General features: G+C 64.7%; 9 protein-coding genes. 5 read left to right on the top strand and 4 right to left on the bottom strand.

The genetic code is table 11. The annotated features are described in order from the left end of the window. Window positions 1-6: 6 nt before the first annotated feature. The 4 genes from OX460_RS26805 to OX460_RS26790 are packed head-to-tail and all read right to left on the bottom strand — an operon-like array spanning window position 7 to window position 4570. A complete protein-coding gene (locus OX460_RS26805) occupies window positions 7-966 on the bottom strand; it encodes an MlaD family protein (RefSeq protein ID WP_099666176.1) in 960 nt (319 codons plus the stop codon). Then, window positions 966-1859, bottom strand: coding sequence for an ATP-binding cassette domain-containing protein (locus OX460_RS26800; protein ID WP_289900481.1), 894 nt, complete (start codon window positions 1857-1859; stop codon window positions 966-968). Before OX460_RS26800 ends, OX460_RS26805 begins: the two co-directional genes overlap by 1 nt. After that, window positions 1859-2992, bottom strand: coding sequence for an ABC transporter permease (locus OX460_RS26795; protein WP_289900480.1), 1134 nt, complete (start codon window positions 2990-2992; stop codon window positions 1859-1861). The genes OX460_RS26800 and OX460_RS26795 overlap by 1 nt, the downstream gene beginning before the upstream one ends. Before the next feature lie 57 nt (window positions 2993-3049). Then, window positions 3050-4570 carry a radical SAM protein gene (locus OX460_RS26790; RefSeq protein ID WP_289900479.1) on the bottom strand — a complete coding sequence of 507 codons (1521 nt, stop codon included), beginning with the start codon at window positions 4568-4570 and terminating at the stop codon, window positions 3050-3052. Window positions 4571-4704: 134 nt separating this feature from the next. Between OX460_RS26790 and OX460_RS26785 the strand changes: the two genes are divergently transcribed. Genes OX460_RS26785 through OX460_RS26765 form a run of 5 tightly spaced genes read left to right on the top strand, consistent with a single transcriptional unit; the run spans window position 4705 to window position 14000 of the window. Next, a complete protein-coding gene (locus OX460_RS26785) occupies window positions 4705-6321 on the top strand; it encodes a DUF2138 family protein (RefSeq protein WP_289900478.1) in 1617 nt (538 codons plus the stop codon). Next, on the top strand, window positions 6318-6992 hold the full coding sequence (locus tag OX460_RS26780; RefSeq protein ID WP_289900477.1) for a DUF1175 family protein: 675 nt from the start codon (window positions 6318-6320) through the stop codon (window positions 6990-6992). The genes OX460_RS26785 and OX460_RS26780 overlap by 4 nt, the downstream gene beginning before the upstream one ends. An 8-nt stretch (window positions 6993-7000) precedes the next feature. Beyond that, entirely contained in the window at window positions 7001-11536 is a 4536-nt protein-coding gene (locus OX460_RS26775; RefSeq protein ID WP_289900476.1) for an alpha-2-macroglobulin, read from the top strand. Between the two features lie 5 nt (window positions 11537-11541). After that, window positions 11542-13242 (top strand): DUF2300 domain-containing protein, encoded by a 1701-nt coding sequence (locus tag OX460_RS26770; protein ID WP_289900475.1) that lies wholly within the window; start codon window positions 11542-11544, stop codon window positions 13240-13242. Between the two features lie 29 nt (window positions 13243-13271). Beyond that, window positions 13272-14000, top strand: coding sequence for a DUF2135 domain-containing protein (locus OX460_RS26765; RefSeq protein ID WP_289900474.1), 729 nt, complete (start codon window positions 13272-13274; stop codon window positions 13998-14000). Window positions 14001-14238: the final 238 nt, after the last annotated feature.

Below are 14238 nucleotides of genomic sequence, written 5' to 3'. Positions count from 1 at the left end.
ATCTCCTTATTTGCCCGGCGCCGAAAAACCGGGCTCGCCCGGGCCGGGCGGAATGTCTGGGGCGCCGAACAAGATGCTCTGCGGCTGTTCATTGAGCGTGCTCATGGTGGTTTTCAGGGCGCGCATCGAGGAACGCGCCTCGCCGCTCAGCTCGATTACCTGCGGCAAGACTTCCAGCGACACGCCATTGGCCACCGTTTCCACGGAATTGCCGACCCGGTCGACCGTGCCATTGACCTTCTCGAGCACGCCGCCGGGCGCCTGGATATCGTTGCCCAGCTTTTTCCATGTGGCCGTCAAGTCCGACACGTTCTTGCTGGCCGTACTGACGGCCGTCAAGGTTTGGCGCGTTTGTTCCGTCAGCTGCGGCAATTGCGTCAGGGTCGGTTCCAGCTGCTGCGGAATGGCGCCGAAGGCCTTGGCCGCCTTGCCCACTTCGTTGAAGGCGCCCAGCATGGCCGCCTGGTTGTCGGGGCTGAGCAGGTTGTTGACCTTGTTGGTGATCTGTTCGGCCTGGTCGAGGATGCGCTTGCCCCGCTTTTCCAGCTGGTCGAGCAAGCCCGCGCGCAGGGGGATCAGCGAGGGCTTGTCCTTGCTGGTGCCCAGCAGTGTCGAACCCACGTGCTCGTCGTCGAGCTGGATGTAGGCGATACCCGTCACGCCCTGGTAGCCCAGGGTGGCAAAGGTGGTGTTGGTGACGGGGGTGTCGGGCGCCACGCTGATGTGCACGAGGATTTGCCCCGCTTTTTGCGTGTCGAAGTCGATGGCGTCGACCTTGCCCACTTCCAGGCCCCGGTAGCGCACGGTCGCCTGCGGATTGAGGCCAGGCACGGACAGGGTGGTGGCGAGCAGGTACGGCACCCGTTCCACGCGGTCGCGGTTGAACCAGACGCCGAACAGGATGGCGGCCACCAGCAGGGTGAGTGTAAAAAATCCCGTCATCAGGGCATGTGATCTGTTTTCCATTACTTCTCCGCTTTCTTGTCTGTGCCGGCGTCGTCGCCCGGCTGCGCCGCCTTGCCGGCCGCCTGTTTCTCGTCGAGGACGGCCAGCGCGCGCTTGCCGCGGTCGCCGAGGAAAAATTGCTTGATGAACGGGTGGTCGACTTCGATCACCTCGCGCGTGGGGCCGATGGCGATCACGTGTTTTTCCGCCAGCACGGCGATGCGCGTGGACAGGGCGAACAAAGTGTCGAGGTCATGCGTGACCATCACCACCGTCAAGCCCAGTTCGCGGTGCAGCGACTGGATCAGGGACACGAAACTTTCCGACAGGTCCGGATCCAGGCCGGCCGTCGGTTCGTCGAGGAACAGCAGCTTCGGTTCCAGCGCCAGGGCGCGGGCCAGGGCCACGCGCTTGATCATGCCGCCCGACAAGTCCGACGGCATTTTCAGCGCATGTTCCGGGCCCAGGCCCACCATATTCATCTTCAATAGTACCGCGTCGTGCACCAGCGCCTCGGGCAGCACGCGCAATTCGCGCATCGGCTGGGCCACGTTGTCGAACACGGTCAGGGCCGAATACAGGGCGCCTTGCTGGAACAGCATGCCCCAGTGGTTGCGCAATTGCTGCAGCTGGTCGGAACTTGCCTGGTTGATATCTTCGCCAAAGACTTTGACGCATCCGCGCGCCGGATGTTCCAGGCCCAGCATCTGCCGCAGCAGCACCGTCTTGCCTGTGCCGGAGCCGCCCACGATGGAAAGGATCTCGCCCCGTTCGATTTCCAGGTTCAAGTCCTGGTGCACGACGGTGCGGCCGAACTTGGTCCACAGATTGGTGATTTCCACCACGGGCGCGTCGCCATGCAGGTTGAACTGGCCTTCCTTGCCCGTGCCGCAAGCGATATCGTTGTCCGCCATCAGTAGCCCACTCCATTGAAGACGATGGCGAACACGGCGTCGGCCAGGATCACCACGGTGATGGCCGTGACGACGGCGGTGGTGGTGCCGCGCCCCAGGCTTTCCGTGTTGGCCTTGATGCGCAGGCCGAAGTGGCACGAGACCAGCGCGATCAGCATGCCGAAAATCACGCCCTTGCCCAGGCCGATCATGTAATTGGCCAGCGGCACGGCGTCCGGCAGCTTCTGGATGAAATAGCGCGCCGAAAGATTCAGTTCTACCTTGGCCGCCACCATGCCACCGATCAGCGCAGCCGTATCCGTCCAGATGACGAGCAGGGGCATGGAAATGGCCAGGGCCAGCACTTTCGGCATGATCAGGCGGAAACCGTGCGAAATGCCCATCACCAGCATGGCGTCGAGCTCTTCCGTGACGCGCATGACGCCCAGCTGGGCCGTGATCGACGAGCCCGAGCGGCCGGCCACGAGGATGGCGGCGAGCAGCGGCCCGAGTTCGCGGATGACGCTCATGCCCAGCAGGTTGACCAGGTAAATGTCGCCGCCAAAGGCGCGCAGCTGCTGCGCGGACAGATAGGACAGCACCACGCCGATCAGAAAGCCGACGAGGGCCGTGATGCCCAGCGCCTGGAAGCCCGCATGGAAGATATTGGCGGAAATTTCGCGCCACGGCCCGCGCATCGGATGGCGCGCGAAGCGGCCGATATCCTGCGTCACCTGGCCTACGAGGGCGATAAAACCCTTCAAATGTTGGAAAAACAGCAAAATAGCCATGCCCAGCTTCATCACGGGCGTGAGGCGGTTGGCGCGCGAGGGCGGCGTTTCCAGCGGCCCCGTTTCCTCGATGCGCCGGAAAAACTCTTCCTGCGACGGCGCCAGGGTCAGTTGCGCGGGACGCCGCTTGCCCCAGGCATTCCAGAACAGCTGGGCGCCGATATGGTCCATGCTGTCGATGGCCGACAGGTCCCATTGCGCCTTCGCATCGCCCTGCAAGGGCTTGAGCTGGGCATCGATGGCCTTGATCGCATTGTCATGCGCCAGCGCGTGCACCTGCCAGGTGCCGCTGGCAGTGACAAGGGCTCCCTGTTGGGAGCTGGTCTGGGAGAGGGTCAGTTTCGGCGATTGTACAGTCGGCATCGTGCCAGTTTAAGGGAGAATGGCGCAGACCGCCACCGCTGTTCAATCGCCGGCCCCTCAGGACGCGAGGTGGCGCGCCTGCCGCTGCGGCAGGGCGACGTCCGGGCGCACCTTGGCATTGCTAGTACTCACTTCGGCTGGCTTGGCGTGCGCGGCTGCCTGCGCGCCGCCCGCATAGTCGCTGGCCACGAGGGCATTGGCTTCAAGCGCGCTCATGCCGCGCGTCTGCAGCCATTGCGCCACCAGCTTGGCCAGGCGCTCCATGGCGATGCGGTGCGTGGCATCCGTGTGGGCGTACAGCCAGTTCGAAAAGTCCATGAAGTTTTCAAACGGCGCATCGCCCAGCATCCATTGCACCGTATTGGCGAAGCGGCCCGAGTTGGCCACCAGGTCCCAGTAGCGGGCGAAGCGCACGAGGCGCTGCATGCTCATGAAATCGAGCTGTTTGTTCGCCAGGATGGTGTACGGCGGGTGCGGGTCGAACACCATGCCATAGTTTTCCGTATGGCGGATGATGGGCGTGCCGCGCAGCCGTTTTAATATGCCGAACTGGATTTCATGCGGTTTCAGGGCCACCAGCTTGTTGAAACCGGCCGCAAAGCTCGCTTCATCCTCGCCCGGCAAGCCGGCGATCAAGTCCACGTGCAGGTGGGCGTTCGATTCTTCGCACAGCCAGCGGATGTTGTCGGCCGCCTTTTGATTGTCCTGCTTGCGGCTGACCAGCGATTGCACGTCCGGATTGAAACTCTGGATGCCAATTTCAAATTGCAGCGCGCCGGGCGGGAATTTGCCGATGCCTTCCTTCAAGGCGTCGGGCAAGTGGTCGGGCACCAGCTCGAAGTGGGCGTAGATCGGATCGTCCGGATTCGCCTCGATCTTGTCCAGGAAGAACTGCATGATCTTCAGGCTGGTCTTGATGTTCAGGTTGAAGGTGCGGTCGACGAACTTGAACAGGCGCGCGCCGCGCGCATGCAGGGACTCCATTTCGGCCAGGAAGTTCTCCAGCGCGAAGGGCCAGGCCGTCTTGTCCAGCGCCGACAGGCAGAATTCGCACTTGAACGGGCAGCCGCGCGACGCTTCCACGTAAATCGTGCGGTGGCGGATATCGTCGTCTGTATACAGGGAGTAGGGCAGTTGCAGTTCCGCCAGCGGGGCTTGCACGCCCGCATGGATCTTCATCAGCGGCTTCGGGCCGTGGAGGATCTCGCCGCACAGCTTGGGGAAGGTGACGTCGCCCCAGCCCGTGATCAGGTAGTCGGCCAGCTTGACGATCTCTTGCTCGCCCGCCTCATGCGACACTTCCGGCCCGCCCAGCACGATGATGACCTCGGGCGCCACGCGCTTGAGCATGGCCACCAGCTTCGTTGTTTCCTCGACGTTCCATATATACACGCCAAAACCGATGATGCGGGGCTTGTTTTGCAGGATGCGCTCGACCAGTTCCGTGGTTTTCGTGCCGATGACGAATTCCTGCAGCCGCGTCTGCGCTTGCAGCGGCCCCATATTGGCCAGCAAATAGCGCAATCCCAGCGAGGCGTGGGTGTAGCGGGCGTTCAGAGTGGAGAGCAGGATGGTCATGGGAGGCGATTGAAACGGCGAAACCGCTATTTTACGCTGTCGCGTCAGCTGTGCGCTGCGGCCACAAATGCCATGTTACCATTTGTCAATAATTACTAACTTGTCAATGCTACGGCGGGTAAAAGGGATATACGGTGCTGGCGAAAAAAGTACTCAATAAGAAAATTCTGCTCGGGGCGCTGGCTGGCGTGGCCGTGGTGGCTGCCGCGCTGGTCGGTTACCGGGTCTTCGGCTGGGGCATGCTGGGGCCGGTCAACGGCCTGAAGCTGGACTTATCCAGGCCCGACGCGCTGGTCCGCACGAAAAGCCTGTCGACCTTGCCGCGCGACTTGCTGACGGTGCCGCTGGCGCGCGACGTGCTGCGCGAGGATTTCCTGTTCTATTACGAGCAGAGCGAAGACCGGCTGGGGCTCAAGGGCAGCTTGCGCCGCATCGCCTACGAACATGAACTGGGCTGGGGCGACCAGCTGCTGCGCATGGTGCTGGACCAGCCCGCGGAAGTGGCCCTGTGGCGCGACGCCGATGGCTCGCTCAAGCATTTTGCCATTGCCGTATCGCGCAACCAGCTGACGCGCCTGCTCGAGGAAGCGGGCAAGATCGCCTTGAAGGATACGCAAATGCGCGTGGCCGGCAGCTTGCGCGTCGATGGCGGCCAGGTGCCCGTGTATGCGCTCAATTACGCCTACCAGCGCACCTTGCTGTTTGCCGCGCACGGCCAGCGCCTGGTCATCCTGTCCCATCCCGGCATGCTGTACGGCGGCAGCGACGGCAAGAGCGGCGATGGCACGGCCGAGAAAACCGTGGCCAGCCTGCTGGCGCCGGAAGCCGCCAAACAGAACGTCTTTCATGCGCAATTCCATCTCGACGGCGCCCCGCCCGAGGGCCACAGCATCGCCGTCAAGGCGGACTTCCTGTCGTTCGGCTACCAGCCCTTCTTCGGCGCGCTCGAAGCGCTGCGCTTCGATTTTCAAAAGGGCGCCTGGCAGTCCAAGGTGCTGCTCAATGCCGACAAGCTGAAAAACGGCGGCTATGACAGCAGTGCCCTGTGGCCCGTGCTGCCGCACAGTCCCAGCGCCTGCTTCAGCGTGCCGGTGGACTGGGCCGCACTGCAGCCCGTGCTCAAGCGCCTGGGGAGCAAGACTTCCGAGCCGGTGGTGCCGCTGGCCGGGCACTTGCAAGGGCCGGCCGCCGCCTGCTGGTACGGCACGTCGCGCCTGCATACGCCGGTGTTTGTCGCCACGCGCAGTGCACAGGCCGGGGATGACGCTGCATATGGCAGCCTGTTCGAGGCGGCCATCGGCGGCAAGGACCCCGTGCGCAAGACGACCGGCAAGGATAGTAAAGGTGAGTTCGTACGCTGGGAGCGCAGCGTCGCCACGGCACTGGGCCAGTCCACGCCGGCGCTGGCCGTGGCCGGCAATACGGTTGTCTTCTCGGCCGACGGCAAGCTGGTGGACCAGGTGCTGGCCGTGCGCCGCAAGCAGGCCCCGGCGGCCAGCGACCTGCTGCCCGATGGCGCGCATACCATCGGCCTGATCGCCCCGGCATCGCTGGCCCGGCTGATCCAGTTGGAAGCCTTCGACACCCTGCCGGCGAATAACGAACCGGTACTGCGCGCGGCCGCCAACGAACACCTGGTGCCGCGCCTGAACGCCTTGAAAAAATATCCGCCGCTGCGCATGGTGCTCAAGCGGCAGCCAGCCAGCGGCACCGCATGGGAAGCGCTGGAATGGCAGGAGACTGCGCGATGACGGTGCGGCACGCGCGCCGCGCGGCCTTGCGCTGGCTCGCGGCTTGCGCCGCCACCGTGGCTGCGCCCCGGGCGTGGGCCCTGCGCGCGGCCGCCGAACCGCAAGTGCAGCTGTCGCAGGCCCAGGGCCGCGCCTTCCAGGCCTGGATGTTGCGCATTGTCAATGTGCAGATCGAACGGGGACCGTCGCCACGCTGGACGCACCGCGATTGCGCGGGCCTCGTGCGCTTTGCCGTCAATGAGGCGCTCACCGTGCATGATGCGAAATGGCTGCGCGCGAACGGTATCGCCAGCGACCGGCGCCTGCCGCCCGAACTGGAATTGAGCGCGGCCCAGGCGGCCCTGCGCAACCGCTGGGTGCAGACGGATGGCACGGTCGGCCACTTCGTCACGGCACTGGCGCTGGTGCAGCACAACAGCCGTTTCATCGCCCGCGAAATCAGCCAGGCGCTGCCCGGCGACCTGCTGTTTTTCGACCAGGGCGACGAACAGCATCTGATGGTCTGGATGGGGGCGCGCATCGCCTACCACACCGGCACCGTCACCCCCGACGACAATGGTCTGCGGACCGTCGATATCAAAGAACTTACGAGCTGGAAGGACACGCGGTGGCAACCTGTGGTCAACAATCCGAATTTCGCCGGTGTGTTCCGGCTGGCGTTCCTGTCATGAAGCTTCTCATGAAACTGTTATTTGCCAGCCTGCTGGCGTTGGTCCTCATTGGCGGCGCCTCGGCGCAGGAACGCGAACCGAGCAACTACGCCACCTTCAAGGGCGAACCCTTCTTCCTGCTGTCGGACGCCAGTTACGGCAGTCTTGATGAAGCGCGCGTGCGCCTGGAAGTGCCGGGCCGCGACATGGGGCGCATGAACCTGGAAGCGTATTCGGGCGCCGACATCGTCGTCTACCGCGTGCCCGAACCGATGGAATTCCTGAAAAAGCAGCGCAATCTGCACCGCATCCAGGTCGAGGGCAATTACCAGGGCGAAGGCCTGGCCAATACCCTGAGCTTTCTGTGGGATAGCTGGTGGAAGCAGTCGCGCCTGGCCTGGCGCAAGCTGTTTTCCGGCGAGGCGCGCCTCGCGGTAACGAAGGAACAGCCGCAATTGGCGACGAATGACGCGATCCGCCGGCGCACTGTGTTCGCCAACCATCCGCAATACAAGCCGATCAAGGGCATGGAGCTGGTCGACAGCTTCCGCTATCCGATCTGGCAAGCCAAGGCCATCACACCGCCGAAAGGCGTCAAGCTCGATGGATCGAGCAGCGATTTCATCGTCGCCGGTGCCGGTAACGTGATGATTCCGCTGGGCAAACGCCAGCCTGGCTTGTACCTGATCGAAGCGATCATCGGCGAACACCGCGCCACCACCCTGGTGTTCGTGTCGGATACGGTGGCCGTCACCAAGGTATCGTCCGGCCAGATGCTGGTGTGGACGGCGCGGCGCGACAACAGCGCCGCCGTGGCCGGCGCCAGCGTGGCGTGGACCGACGGCACCGGCGTGCTGCAGTCGGCCACCACCGGCGCCGATGGTGTCGCATCGCTCGAGCGCGGCAGCCCCGAACACACGTATGTGCTGGGCCAGGACCGTGCCGGCGGCGTGTTCGTGTCCGAGAATTTTTACTATGACAGCGAAATCTATAACACCAAGATTTATGCGGTGACGGACCGGCCCCTGTACCGACCCGGCGACGAGGTCAACGTCAAGTTTGTGGGCCGCGAATTCACGTCGGCGCGCAACTCGCAGGCGGCGGCCAGCGCGCCGCTAAGCTTGACCGTGCTCAATCCGAATGGCACGCCGCTGCTGACGCAAACGCTGCAGCTGTCCGGCGACACGGGCGCCGACACGCGCTTCCGCCTGCCGACGGAAGCCACCGCCGGCGGCTATGAACTGCGCTTCAATTACAAGGATGGCGCATATGGCGCGGCCTTCCGCGTGGCCGAATACATCAAGCCGCACTTTGAAATCAACGTCCAGCCATCGAAGCCGGAGTTCAAGACGGGCGAGGCGGTCAAGGGCAGCATCGCGCTGCGCTACCCCGATGGCAAGCCGGTGAAAAACGCGAAGATGACCCTGTCGCTGCGCGGCCAGCAAAACACCATGGTCGAGGGCGAGTTGCGTTACAGCGGCCTGTTCCCGGTGGCCTTGAAAACCGAGGAAGTGACGAGCGACGGCAGCGGCAATGTGGACTTCACCTTGCCGCCCGCCGCCGACCCTTCGCGCTACATCCTGACTGTGCTGGCGACCGATGGCGCGGCCTACCGCGTCAAGGCGACGCGCGAGCTGATGATAGAACGCTCGAGCAGCAGCTACCAGTTGAAGGCCGCGCGCCAGTTTTCCGATCCGGGCCAGTCCGTGCACTTCGACTTGCTGGCCGACGGCCAGGGCGCGGCCAAGCCCGTGCGCTGGGAGATGGTGCAGCTGGAAAAACAAGGCAAGACCGAGGGCGCATTCGATCCAAACGCCAAGGGTTGGGACGTGACATTCCCCGCATCGGGTTCGTATCAGCTGGCGCTGCGCGACGAACGGGGCAACCTGCTGGCCGCCGCCAGCCACTGGGTCGCCGGCGATGGCGTGCAAACGACGCCGGGCAGCATCGAGATCGTGCTCGACCGCGCCCGCTATCGTCCGGGCGACACCGCCGAAGCCTTGATCACGTTCTCCGACAAGGTCGACCAGGCGCTGTTGACGCTCGAACGCGACAAGGTGGAGCACCATGGCTTGATGGCCGGCGCCGCGGATTGGTACCAGGCGAAGCGCGTGGCGCCGCGGCAGTGGCGCGTGCGCATCCCCGTCAGGGAGGAGCATGGCCCGAACATGACGTTCTCGGTGGCGTATACGCGCAATGGCGACTTCGTCTTCGAAAATGCCGGTCTGCAAGTGATCGAGCCGCGCATCGCGCTGCAATTCAAGAGCGACAAGGAGGTCTACCAGCCCGGCGAGAAGGTGACCCTGGACGTCAAGGCCACCCTCGACGGCAAGCCGCTGAGCACCATGGTGGCGCTGGGCGTGGTCGATGAAATGATCTATGTGCTGCAGCCGGAAATCGCGCCGGATATCGGCGACTTCTTCTACCATCCGCGCCGCAACAACGTGCGCACCACGGCCAGCCTGTCTTTCATCAGCTACGACATGGCGCAGGGCCGCACCGCCGGTGCGCCCGCGCGCCACAATTACAACGAGCGCGGCGTCAAGGTGCTCGAACGTCCGCGCCGCGACAATATCGATACGGCGTACTGGGCGCCATCGCTCAAGACCGACGCGAATGGCAATGCGCGCGTGAGTTTCACCATGCCGGACGCGCTGACCCGCTGGCGTATCACGGGCCGCGCGATGGACGAGCAGGGGCGCGTGGGCCAGCGCACGGCCTATCTGCGGTCGGACAAGAACTTCTATGCCAAGTGGACGGCGCCCGACTGGATGCGCGCCGGCGATGCGCCGCGTGCCTCGGTGGCCGTGTTCAACCAGACTGGCAAGGAGCAGGCGCTCGACGTCGTTCTCTCCGGCGGGGCGCAGCCGAAGACGGAAAAACTGTCCGCCAAACCGGGCGTCAACTACGTCGAGTTTCCGCTCGCTGCTGGCGCTACCGGGCCGCTGCGCCTGGAGCTGAAACAGAATGGCAAAGTGGTCGACGCGCTGGACACGGCCATGCAAACCTTGCCCGCCGCCTGGAGCAGTCCGCGCACCCTGGTGCTGCCGCTCGATGGGACCACTACTGATATTCCGCTCAAGCTGCCGACGGACGCGCGCAATATCCGCGTCTCGTTCGCGCAAGGAGCAGCCAGCCAGTTCGCGCGCATCGCCGACGACCTGATCGACTATCCATATGGCTGCGTGGAGCAGACGGCGAGCCGTTTGATTCCGCTGGCGCTGGCCACGCAAAGCCTGGGGCCGGACGCCGGCGCGGCGGGTGAGCGTCTGCAAACGCTGCTGACGGCGCAGCGCCTGCGCCTAGTGTCGATGGCGGGCCCCAACGCCGTCTTCGGCTGGTGGGGCAACGCCACGGCCGGCAATGCCTTGATGACGGCCTACGCCTATTACGCCGACTGGTACGCGGCGCGCGCGCTGCGCATCGAGCTGCCGCCCGAGCACTGGAACAAGCTGCTGGCCGTCTACAGCGAACATGGCTTGAAGGATGCGATGGGCGACCGCGCGCTGGTGCTGTGGATGGCGCGCGAAATGGGCTTGCCCACGCAGACATTGGCAGCCGGCCTGGTGGACGACAGCGCCATCGCCGTCCTGGGCGGCAAGCCGCGCCAGGCGGGCGACAGTAGCAGCCTGCTGCTGGGCGGAGCCCTTGACCGCGAAGCGCAAGCGATGTCGCTGGGCCTGGTGGCGCTGGTGGCCGGCCAGAATGGCATCGCCTTGCCGCATGGGCTGCAACTGCAAGTGGCCAGCGCCTGGCAAGTCTTGCGCGAATCGAAAGCGCCGGTGGCGCAAGCCTTGCTGATGCTGGCCGGCGAAGTGCCGCCATCGCAGGCCGACGCGGTGCTGGCTGGCGTGCGTGCCGAGATGCCGACCCTGGACCGCGCGATGACGTTGATGTGGGTGCAAAAGAAGCTGGGCGGCGCATCGTTCGGCAAGGGGCCGGCCGTCACGCTGGACGGCGCCTGGCAAAAACGCGACAGTCGCAGCGGCCAGCCGGTCTGGCGCTGGAGCGACGCCAAGGGCCAGCCTGACAAACTGCGTCTCGCGGCACCGGCGCCTGCGGGCACGGTGGCCGTGCTGCAGTACGACAGCCACGCCGTCGAAGCGCAAACCTTGCCGGTTGCCGTCGAGCGCCGCATCCTGCGCATGAAGGCGGGCAAGGGCGGCTACACGACGGAGCTGGTCAAGCCGGGCGAGGCGCTGAGCACGGACGCGCTGTATCTCGATGAAATCACCTTGAAGGCTGCACCGGGAGCGAAGCACCGCTTTGGTTTGCTGGAAGTGGCGCTGCCACCTGGCGCCGTGGTCGAATCGACGACATGGGGCATGGTCATGGCGGGTGACAAGCCGGCCGCGCTGGAACGCGCGCGCCACACCGAACGCCGCGACGGCTACGCCGTGCCGATCGAGCCTTTGGCCGGCGACGTGACGGTGCGCCATTTGCTGCGCTTTGCGCAGAAGGGCAGCTATGTGCTGCCGCCAGCGCGCTTTTACCGCATGTACCAGCCGGAGCAGAAAGCCTTCGAAGGCGGCGGCAAGACCACGCGCGCGCTGAAGGTCGAGTGATGCGCGTGGCACTTCCTGCATTGACGGCAACCCTGCTGCTGGCCGTACCTGCGTGGTCTGCATCGCTGGACATGGCCTGGTGGCGCGATGGTAAGACGGAAGTGCGGCAGTTGCGCCAGGGGGGCGCCGCGCAGCCCCTCTCGCCGCCGTTTGACGGCGCGCGGCAAATACCGCTGGCCAGCCTGTGGAAGCTGTTCGTATATATATACGCGACGGATAACAAGGTGGCGATGCCGGATTACCGCTGCGGTGGCCGCGATCCGGAAGAGGTGTATTGCTGTGATGCGGGCCAGAGCATCGGTCACGATGCGGCGCTGGCGCAGTCCTGCGGCCCATTTTTCTCGCCCAGACGCTTGATGATCGCGCCGGCGGCATGGCGCAACTACTGGACCGGCCGCCTGGGGAGCGCGCCGGCAGGCGACTTTGCCTGGCTATCCGATCCTGCGCAGCTTGCGCCGGGGCGGTTGGTACGGCTCGATAGCCTGCTGCGCGCGCTGGACAGCATCCCGGTCGCCAGCCGCGTGGATGCCGAGGCAGCGCTGCTGCGCGTGGTGCTCGACGGACGCGGCGCCGGTACGGCGCGCTGGTTCGGCAGCCAGCTGCGCGTAAAGACGTATTCCTGGCACGAGCAGAAAAAGGGTCAGGCAGAAGAGCGTATCGGCGGCGCGGCCGGCTGGCTGGCCGACGGCACGCCGATCTGGTTTGGCGGCGCGGGTGGCAGCAGCAATGTCTTCGCACAGTGGGCACCCAGGCTGGCCGCCAGCTTGCCGAAAGTGGGCGCGGCCGACGATGGCGGCTGCGTGGTCGTCGATTACTTCAAGCGCTATCCGATCCGCGCCGTGCGCGCCGTGCGCGGCGAGCGTGGCGTGGCCGCAGCTGGCCCGCTGAATGGCCGCTACCATGTGCAATTCGAGAATGGCCAGAACCTCGCCTTGCGCAGCACGGGCGAATTGATGCTGTTGCAGGAGAAGGGCGGCCGTCCGCAATTGCGCGGCCGCTTCGGCGTCAATGAATATGTGGCGCGCGTGCTCGACCGCGAAGCGAACGCCGGCGAGCCGGAAGCGGCCAAGGCGCTGGCGATCGCCGCGCGCACGTATCTGCAGCAGAACGCGGTGACGGTGGCGGGCTGCCAGCAGATCGCCGACAGCAGCGCGACCCAGCGCGTCAGTCCCAGCCCCGCCACGCCGGCGGCGCTGGCGATTGCGCGCTGGACCGACCAGCTGATCGTCGATGGCGTCACCGTGCGCTATCACAGTAACCAGCCGTCCGAGGGCACGATGGCGTGGAGCGAGGCGGTGCGCCAGGCCAGACAAGGCAAGCACTATGATGAATTGCTGGCGGCGGCATATCCTGGCGGCGCGCTGAGTACCTTTGGCAATACCGGCGCACGTTGCCGGCGCCTGGCGCAGAACGAGGACTGGCTGGCGCGGTCCGTGCTGCGCTGGCAGCGCGTGCTGCTGCGGGAGGCCGGCTACGAGGCGCCGTCGCCAGCGCCGCTGGTCTGCGCCTTGCAGAGCGGCGCGCCGTATTCGGAGCAGTCGCGCAACCGTATCTTCATGCGGCCGCTGGCCACGCGCGAAGACCGCATCACCTTGGCCCATGAATACCTGCATCTTGGCCTGCGCAACCATCCGCGCGGCCAGGACGAAGAATATGTCGAGCGGCTGGCCCGCCGGCTCGTCGACCTTAACCTGGAGGCCCTGTGAGTTTCTCTATCCGCTGCTCGATTCCGCTAATGCTATTGCCAATCTGGGCGCAGGCCCAGGTCACCATCGACGCCCCCAGGAGCGGCTGGCGCAATTCGGCCGGCGCCAGCGAGCAATACACGCAAGCGGTCAACTATCCCGCCGCGTCGGTCAACCTGCAGCCGGGCCAGGCCGAGACGGCGCAGATACGGGGACGCATCGCAGGCGCCGTCAAGGGTAAGCCCGCTACTTTGGTGGTCAATGGCGTGGCGATGCCGATGGAAGTGGGAGAGGATGGCAGCTATGGCCGTCCGTATGGCTTTGGCAGCGGCTCGAACAGCGTGGAAGTGCGTTCGCCCGATGGCAGGAGCCGCGCGCGCGCCCAGTTTGTTGACAGCTACCAGGGCAAGACCCAGGCGCGCCTGCGCATCGTGCTGTCCTGGGACAGCGCCGGCACCGACCTCGATATGCACGTGGTCACGCCGGATGGCGGCCATGCCTGGTACGGCAATCGCGTCCTGAAAGATGGTGGCGCGCTGGATGTGGACGTGACCACCGGCTATGGCCCGGAGATTTTCTCCAGTTCGGCGCCTGTGAAGGGTAATTATCACGTCTATGTGAATTACTACGGCAGCGGCGAGAACACCGCCATGCTGACCGTCGCCCGCATATCGGTCATCACCAACGAAGGCACGCCACGTGAAAAGCTGCAGAGCTTCCAGGTGCCGATGCGGGCCGCCGGCGAATTGACCTTGGTGAAATCATTCGTCTTGCCATAAATGGCTCTTGCGGACACGCTGTTGCTTGGCTATAATTCGCCCCCTCGCTGAACGACGCATGCAAATGCAGCGTGAAGTGAGAAAAGTTTTTAAGCGCAATGCGCTGAAAAACGGGGTTGACGGACGTAGCAAATTGCTTCATACTCTTCCTTCTTCGCAGCTGACAAACACAACGCTTTGTCGATAGCGCGAAAGCAGTAACCGAATACAGTTCTTTAACAATTAACAGTCGATAAGT

It is taken from the genome of Janthinobacterium sp. SUN033, assembly GCF_030397595.1.
Lineage (GTDB): Bacteria > Pseudomonadota > Gammaproteobacteria > Burkholderiales > Burkholderiaceae_D > Janthinobacterium > Janthinobacterium kumbetense.
The sequence above is the reverse complement of the archived record's forward strand: the minus strand, read 5'-3'. Positions and strand labels throughout refer to the sequence as shown.

Excerpts from the sequence above, each read along its gene's own strand:
- OX460_RS26805 (WP_099666176.1), bottom strand. The coding sequence starts at position 966 with ATGGAAAACAGATCACATGCCCTGATGACGGGATTTTTTACACTCACC.
- OX460_RS26775 (WP_289900476.1), top strand. The coding sequence starts at position 7,001 with ATGAAACTGTTATTTGCCAGCCTGCTGGCGTTGGTCCTCATTGGCGGC.
- OX460_RS26780 (WP_289900477.1), top strand. The coding sequence starts at position 6,318 with ATGACGGTGCGGCACGCGCGCCGCGCGGCCTTGCGCTGGCTCGCGGCT.
- OX460_RS26765 (WP_289900474.1), top strand. The coding sequence starts at position 13,272 with ATGCTATTGCCAATCTGGGCGCAGGCCCAGGTCACCATCGACGCCCCC.
- OX460_RS26790 (WP_289900479.1), bottom strand. The coding sequence starts at position 4,570 with ATGACCATCCTGCTCTCCACTCTGAACGCCCGCTACACCCACGCCTCG.
- OX460_RS26795 (WP_289900480.1), bottom strand. The coding sequence starts at position 2,992 with ATGCCGACTGTACAATCGCCGAAACTGACCCTCTCCCAGACCAGCTCC.
- OX460_RS26800 (WP_289900481.1), bottom strand. The coding sequence starts at position 1,859 with ATGGCGGACAACGATATCGCTTGCGGCACGGGCAAGGAAGGCCAGTTC.